Below are 19787 nucleotides of genomic sequence, written 5' to 3' on the forward strand. Positions count from 1 at the left end.
ATGCTCTTCAATGTCTGTTGCTATGCATAAACTGACAGATCTCAACTATTCGTCAAGGTAGCAAATAGTTGAGAGCGGGCTGAATAGTTACTAACAGACAAAAGATACAAGGGATTATTTTTGACCTGGATGGCACCTTGCTGAGTTCTGATCTTAACTTTCAGTTGCTGCGTGAACTGACGGGATGCCCGGCCGGAGGTGATATTCTGGCGCATATTGATAGTCTGGAATGCGAGCAGCAAAAGCAGCAGGCTCATGACATTGTTCGAGAACATGAGATGAGAGATGCCGGGCAGTCACACTGGTTACCTGGTGCCCGAGAAATGGTTTATGGGTTAAAACAACACGGTTTTCAGATGGCTATTGTAACTCGTAACATCTCCGATGCTGCAAAGCTGAAAATGTCTCACAATCAAGTACCAATTGAACTGGTGTTATCACGGGAAGATGCACCGGCTAAGCCAGATCCAACAGCACTGCTACAGATTGCCCGGTACTGGCAGTTGCCAGTTGACCAGATCATATATGTTGGTGATTTCCGATACGACGTGGAAGCTGCTAATAATGCCGGTATGGTATCCTGTTTGTATGCTCCGGAGGTAAGGCCTGATTATGCGTCACAGGCCGATATGATGGTGACTCACTTTGATGACCTGGCAGAACAGCTGCTGAACCAGAGTGGTCATGATATATAGTCTACCCGTTATTTGGTTTTAATAAGTACCTGGCGGAAGTATTCCAGTATTCTCCAGCCACTGGCCGGAGAATACGACAGCCATTGGCTGATAAATTTTTCTCAGATGCCTGACGCAGGCTGCTTTGCTAAAGATAATTGCACTTGATTATTTGCGACAATATTTTTTGGATTCATGCCGTTTTCAGATGTTTCCATGCTGTCTCCGACTCTAAAAATCAATGAATGATGACACCATTTCTTTCAGGTTGTTTAGTTGTGATTTCGACCCTGGCAGATATTCTGGCCATTACCTGAGTGTATGAGAGCCTGCTTACTCCTCTTAATTACTTGTTATTACTGATTTTTTTATCATGAGTTGATTCGCATTTGTTATATGTGAAGTATTTTTATGATGGGATGATTAACAGCTTTTTTCTTATGGTTTTTGTTTGATTTTTTTCACATAAGCCAGGCTTATCTAAATAAAATAGAATTGACAGTTTGACTGATATTTAAGGTGGGTCTTAATATTTAATTATGCATCAATACACTTTATATAATAACAATGGTGAGTATGATGAACGATTTTTTAGAAGTATTATTTCCTCCTTGATTTTCCGGTTTTTGTTTTTTATGAAATAAATTTATCGAATTATAATAAAAACAGGATTTCTGTGTTATGAGTGTTATTCTTTCCGTGGCTATTATTGCTACATTATTAACTTCTGCTTTTATAGTGATAAAAGGCCATAATATAGTTTGTAAAGGACCTATACCCAGCAGTCTTTTTACCTTCATTGCCATCCTTTTTACTTCCGGGCTTGATGTCGGGCTGATTATGTTCCCACTTAGTGAATTTCCGGTATACAGCTCGGAAGAGGCTTATCAGTTTACTAACCCATTGGCAATTGCGTTTGGTTTCTGGGGGGGACTGGTTTGGGGATTCTATTTTCTGACTACATTTTATTTCTGTGTTATTGAACCTAAGGTTAAACTATTTGAAATACCGGCAGTGAAAATCGTCAATAATATTATCGTTGTGGCAACCTGTGCCTTTACCGGTTTCCTGTTCCTGTCTTATTTGCCAACGTATATTGAAGGTATTTCTGATGTGGCCCGTTTTGCCCTGGTTGCTGCTGTAGTTCTGGTCGCTATTCTATCCAGTACAGATATTCGTTATATTGCGGTACTGAGTGTGGCATCAACCTGGTTATTCCTGTTGTTAATTGCAGCGATGATGCTGGGGGCTGAAGGGCTTGGGTTGTCTGAACTGGCTACAACTATGACGGCTATTGGTGGCTATTTCAGCAATCTGGATCGTTTCGTTCTGCCCATCTCTGATTATCATGAGTTTTATCTGTTCTGGTGGTTCTCCTGGAGCATCATGATTGGTCAGTTTGTTGCTCGTTTTGTCGGTGGTCTGAAAACATGGCAGTTATGTCTGGCTCTGCTGACGATTCCTTCTATTCCGCTGGCGCTGTGGTTCTCCGTTCTGTATTACTATCATGCCAATACGCTGGAAGTGGTTGAGGTTATGAAGCTGGCAATGGTTGTAGTAGGCACTATATTTGTTGTGAACTCTCTGGACTCTCTGATTCGTCTGTATACCAGTAATATGAATATTACTGTAGAGCGCTTCGGGAAAATAAAATATGTAGCCGGTAACTTTATTGCTATGTATGGTCTGATTCTTCTGTATCAGTTTACACCATTTGATATTGCGTGGATCGGCTTGCTAGTGATTGCCTTGTATAGTGTTATTTATATTATGTTATTTCAGAGGGCGCAACAATTAAAAGTACAGGCTGCTTAGTCATAGCTTAATAAAAAAGCCGGTTAATTCCGGCTTTTTTTATGGATAATATCAGGCTGTGGAGTATTAATTAAATTACCTGAGCGGCTTGATTGCTCCAGGTGCTTCCCTATCCACTGAATAAAAGCCCGGCCCTCGGGTGGTAATGGGCGGTCTTTATGCCAAAGAAGGTAATAGCCATCCTCCGTTTCAACACTGCTTTTTATCGGGTTGACCAGTTTGCCATCTTCGGTCTGTACCAGGTGTTTCCAGCCAAGGGCTATGCCCTGACCATTGCGTGCCGCTTCGACAACCAGAGGATAGCTATTCAGTGACATGCAAAGGCGTTCAACAGGCATATCCACTCCATTTGCTGTCAGCCAGCGACGCCAGTTCATCCAGTCCCAGTTCTGATCTTCCAGTTCGATCAGATGATGGTTTACCAGATCTTTTACATTGTGAATTTCTCCGTGCTGACTGATATATTCAGGACTGCAAATTGGATAAACACTTTCTGCAAATACCCGGACACCTTCATAGCCGGGCCAGTGGCCACTACCAAAAATCATGGCGATACTGACATTTTTATTCAGGCAATCCTCTGCGATATCTGAGGCTATTAACCGGAGTTTGATATCCGGGTGCAATGCCTGAAATTCGTTCAGCTTTGGCATCAGCCAGAGCGTCGCAATAGACTGATCTGCCGCAACCGTCAGTGTATTATCCCGATCGACCACTTTGATTTCCTGGGTGGCACTGGCCAGTTGCAGTAAGGTGGCTGCTACTGTGTGCTGATAATCTCTGCCTTGCTGAGTCAGGCTGACGGATCGGTGCTCACGAGTAAATAACTGTATGCCCAGAAACTCCTCCAGCGCACGTATCTGCTGGCTGACGGCAGCCTGAGTCAGGTGTAATTCCTGAGCGGCCTGGGTAAAACTGAGATGGCGGGCTGCTGCTTCAAAAGCAACCAGGGGGTCCAGAGGGGGGAGTTTTTGTTTGAAATTTCGCATTACTGCTATCCGGATTTTTTATTTTTTATCCTGACTGATCCGGTAAGGTTAGTCCATGACTAACTACGCCGCTTTGTCGTTTAAAGTTAATCCCTTCAGGCTGTCAACAGAGCACTTGCCATAGGGCTGAGTTGGTTACTGTGATAGACCTTGTTTGTAAACTGAAGTGTTCAGGTATTCTCCGGTCAGCGACCGGAGAATACCGAAAGGTTTTAACAGAGTAATGTTTTCAGGGATCTGATCAGGATGTCATCAGTGTCGGCAGGTAGAGCACAATAGATGGATAGGCGGTAATCAGTACGATAGCGATGGCAATCATAAAGAAGAACGGCAGTGCAGCTTTAGCCACATACAGAATATTTTTACCGGTCAGTGCCTGAATCACAAACAGGTTGAAACCGACAGGCGGTGTAATCTGAGACATCTCAACTACCAGTACCAGGAAGATACCAAACCAGATCAGATCGATATTGGCCTGAGTGACCATCGGCAGAACCACAGAGGTGGTCAGCACGATGACGGAGATACCATCCAGAAAGCATCCCATAACGACAAAGAACAGCGTCAGGCAAACAATCAGTTCAATAGGTGTCAGGCCCAGAGATGCAATCCATTCAGCCAGTGCATTCGGGATACCAATAAAGCCCATTGCCAGAGTCAGGAAGTGAGCACCGACCAGAATCAGCCCCAGCATACAGGAGTTTTTTACGGCACCGCTGACACTATTCAGAAAACCGGACACGGTAAAACTGCCCATCACTACCGATAACAGCAGGGAACCGGCTACACCAAAAGCGGCGGCTTCTGTTGGTGTGGCAACCCCCTGATAGATAGAACCTAATACGCAGCTGATCAGCAGTACAATCGGGATCAGCTTTTTCAGTGCCGATATCTTCTCTTTGAAGGTATAGCTTTCTTCATCTGCGACATTACCTGCGCGTTTCTGCACCAGTGTCCAGATGGTTGTGAAAGCCATAAACAGGCCAATCAGCAGCACTCCTGGTAATACACCGGCCAGAAACAGGCGAGCAATCGATACCTCGGCCGAAACACCGTATACAATCAGGATAATAGAGGGCGGAATCAGAAGTCCCAGTGTACCGGAACCGGCCAGAGTGCCGATTGACATGGTATCGTCATAGCCACGGCGTGACAGCTCTGGCAGAGTCATACGTCCAATGGTTGCAGCTGTCGCGGCGGATGAGCCTGACACCGCTGCAAAAATACCACAACTCAGGATATTCACATGCAGCAGTTTACCGGGCAGTTTAGATAGCAGGGGAGACAGGCCTTCAAACAGATCCCGTGACAGGCTGGTACGAAACAGAATCTCTCCCATCCAGATAAATAAAGGCAGGGCGGTCAGAGACCAGCCTGTCACAGCACTCCAGGATGAAGTGCCCAGTAACAGACCTATACTGTCATTACCGATCAGTTGTAAACCAACAATGCCTACGCCAGTCAGTGTCAGAGCCACCCAGACTCCACTGGTGAGCATCAGTAACATGCACACCACTAAAATAACGCCAATCAGTGTCATGTCCATGATTATTCTCCGCTTAACTCATCTTCATGGGTCATGAAACCCGGCGTGTTACCACGAATAGCGGCAATAAAGTTGTCCAGAATAGCCACCGTAAAAAACAGAGAACCCAATGCCATAGGACTCTGAACCATCCACAAAGGAACCGCCAGATAAGTATCGGTTACATCATCGTAGATCCAGGATTCGTAAACTGTGAACAGGGTGTAGTAACTGAGATAAGCACTGATCATCAGGCCCAGACTCAGATTAATAAATTCCAGAACGCGTCGGGTGCCGCCAAATAGTCTGGACAGCATGATGGTGACGCGAATATGCCCGCCTTCGTTAAAGGTGTAAGCCAGGCCAAAGAATATGGTGGCGGATAATAACCAGCCTGCAAAATCCTCCGATGAAGGAATAATCACGCCAAAAGCGCGAGCTGCAATCTGGGCCAGAATTAACAGTGTCATGATGACCAGGCAAGCGCCTGATAACACCACTGAGGTTTGGTAAAAGTAATGTCTGAGTGTGCGCATTTTTGTTATCCGACGGCGTTTATACAGCCTGGATCTGGGCCTGACAGTCTGGCTGCCAGGCTCAGAAATGAAGTGCTCTGGTAAAAATGAGCATGGCGTATTTACCAGAGACTTGATTGCCTGATATCAGGCGAAACAGCGATCAGAATGATCTAAGAGCCGGATGATCTCGGTTGTCAGGGGTATGTCAGCTGCACTGACTGTCCTGCCGGGAATACTGACCAGAATCTTACCGGCTACCCCTTGAATCATTCAGGGTGTTAATCATGATGTATTAACGTGCTTTGAAATCTTCCAGAACGGCTTTACCGGTTGCACCAGCTTCATCCAGCCACTCTTTAACCATGGTGTCACCGATCTGCTCCAGTTCAGAAATCAGCTTTTTACTCGGCTCGGAAACCGTGATGCCGTTCTTAGCCAGGGTTTCGGTATGAGCGATTGCCAGTTTACGGCCCAGTGCCCAGCCTTTTTTCTCTGCATTGGCTGCAGCATCCAGAATGACCTGCTGAGTCGCGTTGTCCAGACGGTCAAAGACCCGCTTGTTGGCGAATACCATGTTTTTAGGAATCCAGGCATGGATTGTGGTGAAGTGTGAGATGTAATCCCAGCTCTGACTGTTCACACCTGTGCTGGGTGATGTCACCATGGCATCAATGGCATTGGTGGTGAATGCCTGAGCCACATCGCTGAATGGAATATTAACCGGTGTTGTGCCCATCAGGTCTGCCAGACGAGATGTTGTCGGGCTGTAAGAGCGCATTTTCAGACCGGACAGATCGGCCAGACTGTTAATCGGCTTGTTGGAGTACAGATCCTGTGCAGGCCACGGAGAAGTATACAGCAGGATCAGATTTTCTTTAGCCAGAGCTTCATTCAGTGCAGGCTTAGAAGCCTGATACAGTTTTTCAGCGCTGTCGAAATCTGTGGCCAGGAAAGGAATATTATCCAGCTTGTAAATAGGGTTCAGGTTACCCAGACGACCAATAAAGACTTCACCAATTGGAACCTGACGGGTTTTAACCGCACGGTGGATTTCAGGGTGTTTTATCAGGGAACCGCCAGAGTGTACCTTAATCAGCAGTTTACCCTGAGCGTTAGCGTTAACTTCTTCTGCAAAGCTACGAGCAACCTGCGTCTGATGGGTGCCATCACCATAAGGGGTTGGCATATCCCAGCGTGTGGCTGCCGAAGCCAGTGTACTGGCTGCTCCCATTGTCAGAGCGGTTGCAAAAATGGCGGCTTTACCGGCTGTGAATTTCATTATTATTCTCCAGTTTGTAAGTATTCGGCCATATCAATGGCGTGGGCAGCTCACAGGGTTATTTATCTTTAAAGTACGTGAGTCAGCCTGTTAGCTGATACAGTCCGATGACTATTTCAGTTGCAACCGGTATGGCAAAGGGCGTACCAGGTCGCTAAAAATATTTTTATTGCTTTTAAATCAGTAGGTTATATTTTTAAAGTGTAATAATAGGCAGTGATTTTGAGTTGAATTTGACCCGTATGAATACGTGGGTTTGAGTCATTTTTGACACATAAAAGCCAGTTCTGGGTACTGGATGAGAGGTGAACTTTGCAGGGCGATTGAGACTGATACTCAATCGCCGGGTTTATTGGATAAAGTCCGTTCGTTCCAGCCCGTATTTTTTCATTCTCAGATACAGTTTTTTCCGTGGAATCCCCAGTGCCTGAGCAGTCATTTCAGCCTGACCGTGGTGTGCTTTCAGGGCATTGATAATGACTTCTTTTTCATAGCTGCCAACAATTTCGTCCAGATCCCCGCTTTGGGGAGCCAGTACGGCATCCGGGTTACTGCTAATCGACAGACCCAGAGTCCAGCGTTCTGCGATATTGCGCAGCTCCCTGACATTTCCCGGCCAGGATTGCTGCATCAGCTGTTGTAGCAGGCTGTCCGGAACCGCTCTGGCCTCGCGGCCAAAGCGCTGATTGGCTTGTTCTGCAAAGTGACAGAACAGCACAGGGATGTCTTCTTTACGCTGATCCAGACCAGGAATATCGATGCTGGCGACATTCAGTCGGTAGTACAGATCTTCCCGGAAACTGCCTTCATTGGCGGCTTCGCGCAGATTGACCTTAGACGCTGCGACAACCCTGATATCCACATCAATGCTGGCATTACCGCCTAAACGTTGCAGTGTTCTCTCCTGCAGAACACGCAGTAAACGAACTTGCAGAGAATGAGGCATGCTTTCGATTTCATCCAGAAACAGAGTGCCGCCACAGGCATATTCAATTTTTCCGATGCGGCGTTTGCTGGCGCCGGTAAAGGCTCCTGCTTCATGACCAAATAGCTCACTTTCGATGACAGATTCAGTGACTGCACCGCAGTTCAGTGCTACAAAGGGGTTATCGGCTCTGGGGCTGAAGTCGTGCAGGCAGCGGGCAATGACTTCTTTACCGGTACCTGTGGCACCGTTGATAATCAGGTCAACATCAATCTGAGCCAGCTGCAATACTAGTTCTCGAAGCTGAACTATGGCCGGGGTCTGACCGACAAGCCGCTGATCAATTTCATGCTGACCGGCCAGTTCTTTACGCAGGGTTCTGTTTTCCAGCACCAGCTGGCGCTTTTTCCAGGCCCGATGCACCGTATTGATATGGTGTTCCGGGTCGTCATTTTTCTCCAGAAAATCATAGGCTCCGCTGCGAATCGCCTGAATCGCAACAGCAATATCAGCGTGACCGCTGAACATGATCACCGGGATGTCGCGATCAATGGCCAGTACCTTCTGCAATACCTCCAGGCCATCCATAATATCCATGCGTACATCGCAGATAATAATACCGGGCCAGTCTTCTGAACACAGTACAAGTGCATCAGCCGGATCTTCACAGGCGATGGCCGTATAGCCTTCCAGTTCCAGCGTCTGAGTCATGGATTCACGCACGATCTCTTCGTCGTCAATGATAATGACCTGTCCGGTTGCCATGTCAGAACTCATAAATGATCTCTCCGGTAAATAGGTAGCTGAATACAGAAGGAGGCTCCCTGATCACCGGTGTCTTCTACCATCAGTTTGCCGCCAAAGTTCTTGATGATGTTATAGGAGATGGATAGACCCAGTCCCAGATTCTGACTCCGGCGTTTAGTGGTAAAGAAGGGCTCAAATATCTGTTCCCTGGCCTGTTGGCTGATTCCAGGGCCATTATCCTGTACGCGAAGCTCTATTGTGTCGTTGTGGTGGCAGCAATTAATCCGGATCTGTTTATCCTCCTGATCGCTTAATGCATTGAAGGCATTAGTGATCAGGTTCAGAATCACCTGTTCCAGCTGAACCAGATCAGCTCTGACAACATTGTCCTGTTGCGCAAAGTGCACCTTGATACAGGTCTTGTTACGGATTTCGTCATTTTCCAGTAGTTGAAGCGCATTCTCGACAGCCTGCTCGATATGAATTTTTACCAGAGTGCTCTGGTCCTTTCGGGCCATGGATTTCAGTCGGGTAATAATAGTGGTTGCACGTCGAGTCAGGTTTGAGATCTGTTTCAGGTTCTTTTCTGTTTCTTCTGTACGACCGGCCTGCAGTAGGCGAACCCCATTGTGGGAGTAGTGGCCGATGGCAGATAAAGGCTGGTTGATCTCATGGGCAATCCCTGCTGATAACTGCCCCAGTGCAGCCAGTTTTCCTGCCTGGACCAGATCTTCCTGCAGAGTTGCCAGCTGATCCCGGAAGCTGACCAGAGAGCGAGCCATAGCCCCGATTTCATCGTTACCCCTGACATCCACTTTTTCTTCCAGGTTACCGTTAGCGATGGCCCTCATACTGGCATCAAGCCGGGTAATACGTCCTACCATATTGCGACCAACGTATAGCCAGACGATCAGAATGGATAACACCATACTGGCAGCAACCATAGTCAGCATCCAGATGCGACCTTTCTGGATGGTTTTACGGGCATTCTGAACGGAGGTCTGGGCAGCTTGTTCTGTTTTCAGGGTTTGTGCTTCTATCTGCTGATTCAATAAATTCAGCTGCTCCCGGATATGGGTCAATAATGACTCACCAGATTGCTGGACACTGCGTTCCTGACTACGCAAAGAAAACATATTATTGTCACCACGAGTGAGAAAAACGATATTAACGATGGTTTGCTTCAGTGTGGCGATACCCTGAATCTCTCCGACCGCTTCAATGTCCTGTCTGATTCTTTGCACAATTTCATCAGAATAAGCCTGGGTAGCAATCAGAGAGTTCAGGTCTGGAAGGTGTTGCGCCCTGTCGACCAGATTGATCAGCAGGTTAACGTCAGCTTTGATTCGATATAATAGCTGCAAGTCAGCATTAATCGCGGTAGTGGGTTTCTGATCATAGCTGTTTTTGATGATCCAGGCATCTGGCACAGACTGGTTATAATGGCTGAACTGGCTGCGTTGCAGGTTTTCTATCAGATCATTGATATCACTTAAAAAGCCTGAGGCAATCCAGCGCAAGCGTCGGTTTTCAGATTTTTTCTGTTGCTGGATATTCAGCTTTTTTACCACATTGTCATTCAGTTCCTTCAACGCACGATTCAGGACCTCAATTTGTTTAAACAGGGCTGGCAGGGCTTGTTCATCCTGAGTTGCGGAAGATATATCCGGTAACAGAGACACCATTATGGTCATATCCTGGTTCAGCTCCTGGCGGATCATCTGCTGTTCTTTTTCATCTTCTGCAGCCAGTAATGTAGGCGCCATCAGAGTCACTTTAGTGCCCTGTTCTTTCAGATCAGCCATCAGGCTCAGAGTATAGATATTGCCTTCAACCACCTGATTCAGTTCATCTCCCAGACGATTATAGGACAGCCAGCCGATGACACTGGCAAGCAGTGTCAGTGCCGTCAATGCACCAAAGGCAAAGAAAAAGCGGCTACGAATGCCAAAACGGTTGATACTGTTCATAGAGGTTTATTTTTTTATGGTTGTACAGGGTATTATAACGTCATGCTATGTCGGCTGATAAAAGATAATCCACAAGGCCGGTTATTTTAGCCGGGCACTTTTTATGGCACTGAAAGGCTTAATACATGTTGCTCATGATGTCTTAGCTTCTCCTGCCAATGACTTTCAGGGCTTCTGATTGCAATGAATATTCTGAACTCACCTGTCCGTTTCTGGTGTTTACTGATCTGTTTGTTAATAATTTTGCTACCCGGTGGCCGTCAGGCAATAGCCAGCGATACTATCATCATCAAAGCTGTGGGGACCTGGGAATATTTTACCAATTACCAGAAGCATGAAGGGCCTTTCTGGAATGAGCGAATTGAACAGGTGACAGAGGGGGCTATTGTCGGTGAGATACGGCCACACACCACACTGGATCTGCAAGGGTTTGAAATTATGCGCCTGGTTAAAAATGGTGTGTTTGATTTTGCCTTTGGAATGTCCGGGTATGTGGTGCCGGAAAGTGAAATATTTGAAGGTGCTGATCTGTCTTCTCTGGTACAGAATATCTCAGTACAACGTCAGGTGGCTGAGGCGTATTTCCCGACACTGGAGCGTGCGTTTGCGGAAAAATATAATGCCAAACTGATGCTGTTGTATCCGTTCCCCAGCCAGATGATCTGGTGCAAAACACCGATTAATCAGATGTCCGACCTCAGAGGAAAGCGTATCAGGGTTTATCTGACCACCCTGGGTGATTTTGTGGAAGGAATTGGTGCTATTCCTGTCAGTGTGCCATTCCGGGATGTACCGGATGTCCTGTCCAGTGGCATTGTTGATTGTGTGATTACAGGTACTATGTCGGCTTATACCACTCGGCTACCACAGGTCACTCCTTACGGTTTTACTCTGCGAGTAGGCTGGGGGGTGTCTTTTGGTGCGATGAATATGAATAAGTGGAATCTTCTGAGTGAGTCGCAGAAGCAGCTGTTGTTACAGGAAATTGAAACGCTGACTGAGAATATGTGGACAGAAACAGCGACAGAAGATGATATTGCCCTGGCCTGTCTGGCAGATGGGCCATGCACTCTGGGTAAAAATGGTGGTATGACACTGGTAAAACCTTCTGCTGAGGATCTGAAAATCAGGGATAAGGTGGCTATGGAAGTGATTCTGCCACGCTGGGCAGAACGCTGTGGCCCTGAGTGTGCGGCTAACTGGAACCGCACTGTCGGTAAGGTGCTGGGGCTTAAAGCAGAGATGCAACCGGGGCCTGTCATCAGGGCCGATTGAGACTGTCAGCTGCTGTGGCCAGAGTCCAGCATTGTTTCTGATGCGCGTATACTATTTCCAGTACATTAGCATCTATTTTTCCTTCGGTGGTGAGATCGGTAAGAATACCTATGACCTGTGATAATGGCATGGAATCCCGATAGGGGCGTTTCTGTGCCAGTGCCTGAAAAATATCCGCAATGGTCAGAATACGTGACTCCAGTGGAATTTGTTCACCTGTCAGATGATAAGGGTAACCTGAACCATCCAGAAATTCATGATGCTGACAACTCCATAAGGCTATTTCTCTGAAAGCCTCTACCCGCTCCAGAATATCTTTTGCTTCAAAACCGTGTCGATGCATTGCTATGGTTTCTTTCGCATTAAGAGGGCCCTGTTTATCCAGAATCTTATCCGGAATATGGAGCTTTCCGATATCGTGCAGATAACCGGCAATTCGTAGCTGCTGACACCTCAGATCAGGAAGCCCCGCCTGTTGAGCAATATAACAGGCCAGTTTACCGACCCGGATACTGTGATCTGCCGTAAAAGGGCTTTTGGCATCCACTGCAGCAGCGAGAATCAGAGCTACGGCTTCGGTTGCCTGAATATCTAACGAGACAGGAACTGAAATATCCAGATTATGGATGTAGCGATCCAGATGTGCGGATTCCAGGTTAAACCAGAAAGCATCAATGGATGATGCTCTGATAAAAGCATCGACACAGACAGGAGCGAAGTAATCACTTAATTGGTCTGTGAGCTGTGCCTGAATAAACGCCATGGCATGAATAGGTTCATCATCAGGGTTGTTATCCAGGTATTGAAATAGCAGTGCATCAGCCCGGTCCGCCAGAAAAACCAGACTGGCAAGCAGTTTACTGCCTTCATCGATATCTGATTCGGACAGAGCAGGCCATTTTGTATGGTGATGTCGAATAGCCGGTATATATTTTGAGTAGAAAGGCAGATCCCGAAGTAACTTAGTCCCTTCTTCGCAATGAGCCTGGGCTTTATCCCAATCCATCTGGGTCACCAGAAGTTCATGGTCACGGGATGATGAAACCCCTATATCATGCAATAGTCCCGTGACCAGAATATCGGTTGGAGAAAAATTGGGGATATCCAGATGACCTGAGCATTTCCAGGCCATATAACCGACCCGTTTCCCATGCTGACTATCATCCAGACCAACCTGATCGATGACATCTGAAATCATCAGTGTCAGGTCTTTGAAGCATTGATCCGACAACATAGCATGTCTCCCTGATACGATGCCTTAAGCATAGCATAGGGGGGCATCTACTCCGGGAGTTGTTTCAGTTGTTGCAGAATCCTTTGTGCAACTGAATGTGCTTCTTCACTGTCCAGTCTCGAACTGTCGTAAGTGATATTCAGATTCAGTTTACCCTGATAGTGAGTTACTGCAGTGAATAACGACTGAAAAGGCATCGGACATAAAGCGAAACTCATTCGTTTTACCTTACTGTCTGCTATCTCCGGGATAACCCCCAGGTTACTGATCAGTGTCTGGGGTGCGGATTTAAGCACACTCTCAGTAAACATCTCCAGTGCGGCTTCAGTGCAGGGAATCTGTTCCGGGCGAATCAGCTGATAGTAAAACGCGGGATCATCTCTTTTTAATTGTTGATGCAGTTCTTCATCAGCTTGCCGGGCCAGTGACCAGAAATCACTGTCAGAAGAAAGCTGGTAAACAGATGACAGCATCGCGGTATGCATTCCCAGCTCTGGTTGCCGGTTCTCAAAATAACGTCGCATATCGACCGGGCTGGTCAGAGATAAGGTCGCAGTCTCCTGCTTACTATTCTGATAAATCGCCATGAGTTGGGCAGCCATCAGAGCACTATGTATACGGACCTGTTTTTGCTGGCAGAGCTGTTTGAGTGATTGGCTCTGTTCCTGACTGAGTGCCAGACTGATAATCCGGGGAGCGCTGATCTCTCCTGTAGCAGGGCTTTCCTGTGCTGTTAATTCAGGCAAGGCGTCTGGTCGGCCAAAGCGACGAATTTCCGCTTTTTTCTGTTCCAGATGCTGAGCCAGTTTATCCGGTTGATTTATGAGGTTCAGCCCAGGTGGAAGCTTCTGATGTAAAGCCTGAATGGGGGCTGCTTCACAATGTCCGGGCATCCGGTCCAGGGTCAGATCCAGCCACTGTGTTAACAGTGTCATACCCGTACGACCATCAGCGATGGCATGGTTAAAGAGCAGAGCAATACTGCTGTGAGATGTTTGAGATGAATCTGGCTCTGATTGCAGAAAGAAGGCCCGGATTAATGGCTGGCCAGGTTCAAAGCGCTGAGCCAGCGCTTTAGCGATAACGTTCTGCCACTGATGTCCCTCAACTGACTCCAGAAAAATGTCCTGTTGATGCTGCTGTAAAAATAACCGGCCTTGTGTGTCCTGATTCACCGTCAGCCCGAAAATAGCTTGTTGTTTCTGCAGCTGTTTCAGAGCGGTTTGTATATTGCTGACATTCACGGGCTGATCAAACTCAGCGATGACTGCGAAATTCATACTGGATACCTGATCCAGTAACCAGAAATAGTGTTCAGATGGGTCCAGATAGCGCAGCATAGCCATAGATACGGCCTCAATGATAAGATATTAAAACAAGTGTTTATGCTGACATCTTAACATTGCTTTATCATTAAACGAGTCCTGTTTCGAACGGTTGTTGCTTTTTTTATACCGCCCGCTTTGTTCAGATCTGCCAGTGGTTTACTCAACATTCATTAATGCCATACTTTTCTGCCAGTTGATAGATGCGCCCATCATACGCATCCTGATCAGAGCGTCGTCCAGGGTTTTAATTCGTATTCCACCTGAAACCCCAGAGGCTCCAGTGCTACGCGGGTAAACTCCACCAGGAAACCTGGGTGTGAGGCGTTTTTATCACAGATATAAGGACAGTAAGGATCTGAGGCGAATTTTATCCGGAGCTGAAAATGCCTGAGCACGAGCAGACAGAGTGCCCTCGATGTGGCGTACAGTTTGTATGTAAGCTGGGATCATATTTTATCTGTGATTGCAGTGATATTCCGCTGTCACGGGAGCAATCGGCATATCTGTCTGAGCATTGGGATGAATGTTTATGCTGTCAGTGTTTATCAGAGATCAGGAATAACCGGGGTGACATAACCGGATTAACCAATACAGCCCGAACTGATAATTCTTAATGAGATAGTCTGCACTTCAGGCCCGATAGCCCTGAAGGTCTATCGGGCCGGGTCAGAACTGAATGACACAGACCAGAACGACGTCCAGGTTAACCATTCAGTATCGCTTCAATGATTTGTACCAGTTGCTCTTCAGGGACTGGCTTTTCTCCTGATATGGCCGGAATGATTAAACCCTCCCTGCATATTGCCCTTATTGTAAACACTTTGTCATCGGTAATTTGTCCCTGACTGGCCTGCAGCTGTTCCTTAAACCACTGCGTCAGAGAGTCTTCAAAATTTTTGAATAGCTGACGACTTTCCTCATCCAGTTTGTGTCTTTCTCCATAACAGATCCGGTAGATTGCCAGTTGAAGCGGCGTTTGGATGATATGGCTAAAAGCCCTGATCAATGATGTAGTGACTGATATATCAGCACTGGACCGTAAGTCTGTTCGAAAGAGTGTTGCTTCCTCTATAGCCTGTTTCAGCAGTTCATGAAGCAAGGCCTGCTTGGTTGGGAAGTTGTTATATACCGTTGGCTTAGACGAGTTTGATTCTTTGACCACTAAGTCAATTGAAGTTCCCTGGTAACCTGATTCAGAGAAAAGCCTTTGAGCAGTAGTTAAAATCGCTTGTTTTTTTGATGGACGGCCTCTGGACATGCTACTTCCTATTGACGGGATAACATAAAGCTATTATCTTTACTAAACCGTTTAGTTAATAAATTGATATGTTGAGTGAAGATCATGAGTGATGAAGGTTACTTCGGTCAATACGGAGGGAGTTACATCCCGGAAATTCTGTTTAATAGCCAGCAGCAGCTAATCGAATCATTTCGTGAAGCTATGGCTGATGAATGTTTTTTACAGCAAGTTAAGTCTGAGATGCAGAACTACTCTGGCAGGCCTACACCGTTAACGTATTGCGGCAATCTGACACAGTCTGTTGGCGGGGCTCAGATATATTTAAAGCGTGAAGATCTGAACCACAGTGGCGCCCATAAGATGAACAATGTCATCGGGCAAGGGCTGCTTGCTAAGAGAATGGGCAAAAATAGAGTGATTGCAGAGACCGGGGCGGGCCAACACGGTGTCGCAACGGCACTGGTTTCTGCTCGTCTTGGTCTGGAATGCACTATTTACATGGGAGCACATGATATAAAGCGTCAATATCCCAATGTATTCTGGATGAAACAGTTAGGTGCGACGGTTGTACCTGTGACGACGGGATCGGCCACATTAAAAGATGCTCTGGATGAAGCCATACGAGATTGGTGTACGAATTATGACAACACCCATTACCTGATTGGCACAAGCTGCGGGTGTGAACCCTTCCCGGAAATGGTTGCTGGCTTCCAGTCTGTTATCGGGGAAGAGGTAAAAGAACAGTCAATCGCTCAGATAGGCCGATACCCCGACAGAATATATGCCTGTGTTGGCGGTGGAAGTAATGCGTGCGGTATTTTCTTACCCTTTGTTAATAGTGGCACAGAGCTTGTTGGTGTTGAGGCTGGCGGGATAGGCGATGGCCCTGGCGAGCATGCTAAAAGATTTAATACCGAGCAGGCACGCTTTGGAATTGCCCAGGGATACGCCACCAGATTTTTGCAGGATGATCAGGGGCAGTTACAGGAAACGCAGTCAATATCTGCAGGGCTTGATTATGTCGGTGTTTCGCCCATTCTTGCTGATCTTGAACAGCAGGGTAAAGTCAGAATGACCAGTGCCAGAGATACTGAAGTGGTTGAAGCGTTTAAGCTGTTAATGGTCAATGAAGGCATTGTTGCTGCTTTAGAATCATCACATGCTATTGCCGGGGGGATCAGAGAAGCTGCCAGTATGAAAGCAACAGACAGCATTGTGATCAACGTATCCGGTCGAGGGGATAAAGATATCTTTAATGTCGCGAAGGCATTGAATGATGTGGCTTTCGACGATTTTATTGAAGATTATCTGGGAGAGGCTGCAAAATCATGAGTCATTTGAAATCATTTATTCAGGATCAGCGAACAGATAAACCTCTGCTGCTCATGACACATGTGGTCTATGGTTACCCGAATGTGGAACAAAGTCTGGAGGTGATGTCACACCTGCTGGAAGAAGGGGTGGAGTTGCTGGAGGTTCAGTTCCCTTTTTCTGATCCTGTGGCTGACGGGCCTGTGATTACTGATGCGTGCCATAAGGCAATCAGTAACCGGCCTCAATTGGGAGCGTGTCTGGAACATATAAAGGATCTGGCCGAGAGATACCCCAATAGCAAGATCTTACTGATGAGTTATTTAAATCCTGTACTGAATTACGGAGTTGAACGACTGGCTGAAGACATGGCAGGTATAGTTCCCGGCATCATTATCCCTGACATCACCATTCAGAATCAGCGTATGTTAGAGCCACTTCAGAAAAGTGGCGTTACTCCGATCTGGATTGTTACACCGGATACTGACAATGCACGTTTAGACGGTATTTCGGATATTGCTGAAGGCATGCTGTATTGTGTGAGTAATGCTGGCGTAACAGGGCAGCAAGCCTCTGGACTGGAAAATATCTGTTCATACCTTACAAGAGTAAGACAGCACTCTGAATTACCTTTATCTGTCGGTTTTGGCATATCTGAAGCTGAACATTTGTTGAGGCTTAAAGGACATGCTGATGTGGCTATCGTGGGATCAGCTTTGCTTAAGGCTTTCAATAAAGATGGGCTTACAGGCGTTGAGATGAAATTGAATGAATTACAATCAGCGATCAGTAAAATGTCTGCTTGTTAAAAGCTGCTGGTGCTTTATATCAGGTCTGCCAGATTAATTTTCGGCATGACTGGAAGTATTCATAGCTAATAGGGCCACCTGGATTGATAAAATGTATTATTTTCTTGTGGCGAAAAATGAAAAGCCAGCACTCTTTGTTATATAGAAGGCTGGCTTTTTATAAAGCGTTCGGAGGCATTAGCCACCTGATAACATTACTGATAGCCAGACTTCCAGAGCAGGCCAGAAATCTATAGTACTGCTTCCTGTGGCCAGTTCAGATTTGAAATTCTTCAGTACTCCTTCCCGGCTTCACGCTGACCAGGAAGTCAATCCTGATACTGTTTAAGAATCCCCTTCAGTGATACCTTTCAGAAAAGTGAGCTTGAACTATACGCTTTTAAGGTATGAAAATAGCAAGAGTATGGTAGCATTTTGTCATAGGTTGCAGGTTTCAATCTATGATCTAAACGACAATAATCATAAGGCTTTCCACAATTTCGGGTTTAGCCCTCAGATGAAATATTTGGGTTAGACAGCTATGCTGCTATAGAAGGTATACGTTCATATGTCAATAATTATCCAGGATAAGTGCTTAAATCTTGTTGATTTAATTAATGATTTATTTTTATAGTTTTCTATGGCTGTTTATTTCGATAAGTTGACATCATTTTGTTAATGAATTAAATTGAGATTAAACTAATGAGTAAAGAGATCGTTTTCTTGCTAAGTAATAAAGGGTATATACTGGACTTTTCAGGCCCTATGCAGGTTTTTGAATCTGCCAACTCTCTGTCAGGAAAAAAACTCTACACTTTTAAGTTTATATCTACAAGTGATATAAACCAGGTATCATTAGGCAGTACTAAGATTGTTTGTGATGATAACATATATAGCTGGCAGCCTGTAAAAAGTAATACCTTAGTAATACCTGGTGGAGATAATTGTACAAAAGAAGCTGGGGAAAATGAAATCATTGCCTGGGTAAAAAAATATTCAGGTAAATTCGACCGGGTTGCATCTATTTGTACTGCATCATTTATTCTTGCAAAGGCCGGACTACTCAACAATAAACCAGCAACAACTCATTGGTTTTATGTTAATGAGTTAAGGGAGAAATTCCCTGATATAGAGGTATTTAATAATTGTAGTTATACTGAAGATAATCAGGGTAAACTTTTTACCTCTGCAGGTGTATCTAAAGGTATCGATCTTGCATTGTTTTTACTAGAAAAAGATATAGATATAAGCTTCTCGAATGATGTTGCAAGACATATAATGTTTACACCTGAACCAAGAATTTACGATCAGTATGCTATACCTATTGATTACTCTAAGCTAAGTGAAAGAATGAAGTTTATATTACAGTATATAGATGATAACTTAAGCACTTTGGTTAATGTCGACTCTATTTGTGACAATGTTGGCTTGAGTCGGAGACAGCTAAGTCGGGTATTTAAGTCAGAGCTGAATATGTCTCCTGCGAATTATGTTGAGTATTCAAGATTCAAACTGTCAGATTACAAACTTAGATTTACTAGTATGTCTTTACTTGAAGTATCGAATGTGGCTGGTTATAGCGATCTTAACTCAATGAGAAGGTCGATAAGAAAAAGAACAGGATTATCACCATCAGAGTATCGCCAACTTTATAAACCATGAACCTCCATTCTTAAAGTCATCTTTTAAGTCATCTATGTTAACTGCATTCTGATAAAAGCATTATTGTCTATATTTTTATCAGATAAGAGTTTTTCCGTGTGCTACGCTTGCTCAGTGCTTTCTGCTACAATTTATTTGCCAAATTACTCTGTATAAAAAAATATAAAGCCAATAATTTTTCACTATCTTTTTGCTGAAGAATGCGAAGTTTATTCCAGATGATACTTAACATATTTATTAAAATTTAAATCAATGGGTTATAGAAAACTTCGCACTCCTGATTTATTACCCTGTCAGGCCGTTGGCTCCATTGCATTTCCAATCTGTCATATGGATGCATCAGACTATGTCATCTATCATGGCCTGGTTCTGAACTGCTGCAAAATCTCTGACAGTGTTTTGATATAATCCTGCATGGGCTCTTCGACGTTTCATGTGGATTTACCTGATTGAACCTGTACCTCTATTGGGCTGCCAATCAGGTAAATCATATTGATAAAGTTCTTT

At 45.4% G+C, this 19787-nt stretch carries 16 protein-coding genes; 7 read left to right on the top strand and 9 right to left on the bottom strand.

All coding sequences use genetic code 11. The features are described 5' to 3' along the window. Positions 1 to 116 precede the first annotated feature (116 nt). Together H4O21_RS23265 and H4O21_RS23270 are read left to right on the top strand one after the other, a co-directional pair. Positions 117 to 695, top strand: coding sequence for an HAD family hydrolase (locus H4O21_RS23265; protein WP_368737586.1), 579 nt, complete (start codon positions 117 to 119; stop codon positions 693 to 695). Between the two features lie 660 nt (positions 696 to 1355). Then, positions 1356 to 2489 carry a BCCT family transporter gene (locus H4O21_RS23270; RefSeq protein ID WP_182811974.1) on the top strand — a complete coding sequence of 378 codons (1134 nt, stop codon included), beginning with the start codon at positions 1356 to 1358 and terminating at the stop codon, positions 2487 to 2489. A gap of 23 nt (positions 2490 to 2512) precedes the next feature. Here the strand turns inward: H4O21_RS23270 and gcvA are convergent, their stop codons facing one another. The 6 genes from gcvA to H4O21_RS23300 all read right to left on the bottom strand — a co-directional run bounded on the left by gcvA (position 2513) and on the right by H4O21_RS23300 (position 10442). Further along, positions 2513 to 3478: a transcriptional regulator GcvA gene (gcvA, locus tag H4O21_RS23275; RefSeq protein WP_182811977.1), complete on the bottom strand. Its 966-nt coding sequence runs from the start codon at positions 3476 to 3478 to the stop codon at positions 2513 to 2515. A 241-nt stretch (positions 3479 to 3719) separates the two neighbouring features. Continuing rightward, positions 3720 to 5024 carry a TRAP transporter large permease gene (locus H4O21_RS23280; RefSeq protein WP_182811980.1) on the bottom strand — a complete coding sequence of 435 codons (1305 nt, stop codon included), beginning with the start codon at positions 5022 to 5024 and terminating at the stop codon, positions 3720 to 3722. Positions 5025 to 5026: 2 nt separating this feature from the next. After that, on the bottom strand, positions 5027 to 5473 hold the full coding sequence (locus H4O21_RS23285) for a TRAP transporter small permease (RefSeq protein WP_182811982.1): 447 nt from the start codon (positions 5471 to 5473) through the stop codon (positions 5027 to 5029). A gap of 340 nt (positions 5474 to 5813) precedes the next feature. After that, a complete protein-coding gene (locus tag H4O21_RS23290; RefSeq protein ID WP_182811985.1) occupies positions 5814 to 6800 on the bottom strand; it encodes a TRAP transporter substrate-binding protein in 987 nt (328 codons plus the stop codon). A gap of 349 nt (positions 6801 to 7149) precedes the next feature. Next, a complete protein-coding gene (locus tag H4O21_RS23295; protein WP_182811988.1) occupies positions 7150 to 8502 on the bottom strand; it encodes a sigma-54-dependent transcriptional regulator in 1353 nt (450 codons plus the stop codon). Next, a complete protein-coding gene (locus H4O21_RS23300) occupies positions 8499 to 10442 on the bottom strand; it encodes an ATP-binding protein (protein WP_182811991.1) in 1944 nt (647 codons plus the stop codon). The genes H4O21_RS23295 and H4O21_RS23300 overlap by 4 nt, the downstream gene beginning before the upstream one ends. A gap of 183 nt (positions 10443 to 10625) precedes the next feature. Here H4O21_RS23300 and H4O21_RS23305 point away from each other — a divergent pair, with 183 nt between their 5' ends. Beyond that, the gene (locus tag H4O21_RS23305) at positions 10626 to 11717 is read left to right on the top strand and encodes a TRAP transporter substrate-binding protein (RefSeq protein WP_182811995.1); all 1092 of its coding nucleotides are present in this window, start codon (positions 10626 to 10628) and stop codon (positions 11715 to 11717) included. Here H4O21_RS23305 and H4O21_RS23310 read toward each other — a convergent pair. Together H4O21_RS23310 and H4O21_RS23315 are read right to left on the bottom strand one after the other, a co-directional pair. Continuing rightward, positions 11704 to 12951, bottom strand: a complete 1248-nt coding sequence (locus tag H4O21_RS23310; RefSeq protein WP_182811998.1) for an HD-GYP domain-containing protein — start codon at positions 12949 to 12951, stop codon at positions 11704 to 11706. The genes H4O21_RS23305 and H4O21_RS23310 overlap by 14 nt on opposite strands. A 47-nt stretch (positions 12952 to 12998) precedes the next feature. After that, entirely contained in the window at positions 12999 to 14297 is a 1299-nt protein-coding gene (locus H4O21_RS23315; RefSeq protein ID WP_182812001.1) for a phthiocerol/phthiodiolone dimycocerosyl transferase family protein, read from the bottom strand. Between the two features lie 365 nt (positions 14298 to 14662). Between H4O21_RS23315 and H4O21_RS26375 the strand changes: the two genes are divergently transcribed. Beyond that, on the top strand, positions 14663 to 14893 hold the full coding sequence (locus H4O21_RS26375; protein ID WP_182812004.1) for a cysteine-rich CWC family protein: 231 nt from the start codon (positions 14663 to 14665) through the stop codon (positions 14891 to 14893). An 89-nt stretch (positions 14894 to 14982) separates the two neighbouring features. Here the strand turns inward: H4O21_RS26375 and H4O21_RS23325 are convergent, their stop codons facing one another. After that, positions 14983 to 15537, bottom strand: a complete 555-nt coding sequence (locus tag H4O21_RS23325) for a TetR/AcrR family transcriptional regulator (protein ID WP_182812006.1) — start codon at positions 15535 to 15537, stop codon at positions 14983 to 14985. Positions 15538 to 15621: 84 nt separating this feature from the next. Between H4O21_RS23325 and trpB the strand changes: the two genes are divergently transcribed. From trpB to H4O21_RS23340, 3 genes are all read left to right on the top strand, one after another. Further along, positions 15622 to 16851, top strand: a complete 1230-nt coding sequence (gene trpB / locus H4O21_RS23330) for a tryptophan synthase subunit beta (RefSeq protein ID WP_182812010.1) — start codon at positions 15622 to 15624, stop codon at positions 16849 to 16851. Further along, positions 16848 to 17639 carry a tryptophan synthase subunit alpha gene (gene trpA, locus H4O21_RS23335; RefSeq protein ID WP_182812012.1) on the top strand — a complete coding sequence of 264 codons (792 nt, stop codon included), beginning with the start codon at positions 16848 to 16850 and terminating at the stop codon, positions 17637 to 17639. Before trpB ends, trpA begins: the two co-directional genes overlap by 4 nt. 681 nt (positions 17640 to 18320) lie before the next feature. Further along, a complete protein-coding gene (locus H4O21_RS23340) occupies positions 18321 to 19280 on the top strand; it encodes a GlxA family transcriptional regulator (RefSeq protein WP_182812014.1) in 960 nt (319 codons plus the stop codon). Positions 19281 to 19787 lie beyond the last annotated feature (507 nt).

The sequence above is a fragment of the Oceanospirillum sediminis genome (genome assembly GCF_014164585.1).
Lineage (GTDB): Bacteria > Pseudomonadota > Gammaproteobacteria > Pseudomonadales > Halomonadaceae > Oceanospirillum > Oceanospirillum sediminis.

Coding starts and splice junctions, on each gene's coding strand:
- H4O21_RS23280 (WP_182811980.1), bottom strand. CDS start 5,024: ATGGACATGACACTGATTGGCGTTATTTTAGTGGTGTGCATGTTACTG.
- H4O21_RS23290 (WP_182811985.1), bottom strand. CDS start 6,800: ATGAAATTCACAGCCGGTAAAGCCGCCATTTTTGCAACCGCTCTGACA.
- H4O21_RS23300 (WP_182811991.1), bottom strand. CDS start 10,442: ATGAACAGTATCAACCGTTTTGGCATTCGTAGCCGCTTTTTCTTTGCC.
- H4O21_RS23325 (WP_182812006.1), bottom strand. CDS start 15,537: ATGTCCAGAGGCCGTCCATCAAAAAAACAAGCGATTTTAACTACTGCT.
- H4O21_RS23310 (WP_182811998.1), bottom strand. CDS start 12,951: ATGTTGTCGGATCAATGCTTCAAAGACCTGACACTGATGATTTCAGAT.
- H4O21_RS26375 (WP_182812004.1), top strand. CDS start 14,663: ATGCCTGAGCACGAGCAGACAGAGTGCCCTCGATGTGGCGTACAGTTT.
- H4O21_RS23305 (WP_182811995.1), top strand. CDS start 10,626: ATGAATATTCTGAACTCACCTGTCCGTTTCTGGTGTTTACTGATCTGT.
- H4O21_RS23285 (WP_182811982.1), bottom strand. CDS start 5,473: ATGACACTGTTAATTCTGGCCCAGATTGCAGCTCGCGCTTTTGGCGTG.
- H4O21_RS23315 (WP_182812001.1), bottom strand. CDS start 14,297: ATGGCTATGCTGCGCTATCTGGACCCATCTGAACACTATTTCTGGTTA.
- trpB (WP_182812010.1), top strand. CDS start 15,622: ATGAGTGATGAAGGTTACTTCGGTCAATACGGAGGGAGTTACATCCCG.
- H4O21_RS23295 (WP_182811988.1), bottom strand. CDS start 8,502: ATGAGTTCTGACATGGCAACCGGACAGGTCATTATCATTGACGACGAA.
- H4O21_RS23270 (WP_182811974.1), top strand. CDS start 1,356: ATGAGTGTTATTCTTTCCGTGGCTATTATTGCTACATTATTAACTTCT.
- H4O21_RS23340 (WP_182812014.1), top strand. CDS start 18,321: ATGAGTAAAGAGATCGTTTTCTTGCTAAGTAATAAAGGGTATATACTG.
- gcvA (WP_182811977.1), bottom strand. CDS start 3,478: ATGCGAAATTTCAAACAAAAACTCCCCCCTCTGGACCCCCTGGTTGCT.
- trpA (WP_182812012.1), top strand. CDS start 16,848: ATGAGTCATTTGAAATCATTTATTCAGGATCAGCGAACAGATAAACCT.